The 753-nt window shown below is 68.9% G+C and carries 1 pseudogene; it reads left to right on the top strand.

Annotated features, from left to right (window positions below):
- A pseudogene (locus ICC28_RS40040) lies at nt 1–753 on the top strand (glucose-6-phosphate isomerase); the annotation flags it as partial.

The following is a 753-nucleotide window of genomic DNA, read 5'->3' as shown; positions in this document are numbered from 1 at the left end:
CCCGGTGTGCACGCCGTCCTGGACCGGATGAGCGACTTCGCCGACCGGGTGCGCTCCGGGGCGTGGACCGGCCACACCGGCCGGCGCATCAGGAACGTGGTGAACATCGGCATCGGCGGCTCCGACCTCGGCCCGGCCATGGCCTACGAGGTGCTGCGCCCCTACACCGCGCGGGAGTTGACGTTCCGGTTCGTGTCGAACGTCGACGGCGCCGACCTGCACGAGGCCACCCGCGACCTGGACCCGGCGGAGACGCTGTTCGTCGTGGCGTCCAAGACGTTCACCACGATCGAGACGATCACCAACGCCACCTCGGCGCGCTCCTGGCTGCTGGCCGGCCTCGGCGGTGACGAGAAGGCCGTGGCCAAGCACTTCGTGGCGCTGTCGACGAACGCCGAGAAGGTCACGGACTTCGGTATCGACCCGGACAACATGTTCGAGTTCTGGGACTGGGTCGGCGGCCGCTACTCCTTCGACTCCGCGATCGGCCTCTCCCTGATGATCGCCATCGGCCCGGACCGCTTCCGGGAGCTGCTGGACGGCTTCCGCCTGGTCGACGAGCACTTCCGTACCGCGCCCGCCGAGGCCAACGCCCCGCTGCTGCTGGGCCTGCTGGGCATCTGGTACGGCAACTTCCTGGGCGCCCAGTCGCACGCGGTGCTGCCCTACAGCCACTACCTGTCCCAGTTCACCGCCTACCTGCAGCAGCTGGACATGGAGTCCAACGGCAAGTCGGTGGACCGTGACGGGCAT

Origin of the sequence: Streptomyces sp. TRM68416 (genome assembly GCF_014596915.1) — a bacterium.
Classification (GTDB): Bacteria; Actinomycetota; Actinomycetes; order Streptomycetales; family Streptomycetaceae; genus Streptomyces.
This window is presented reverse-complemented; position numbering and strand designations above follow the sequence as displayed.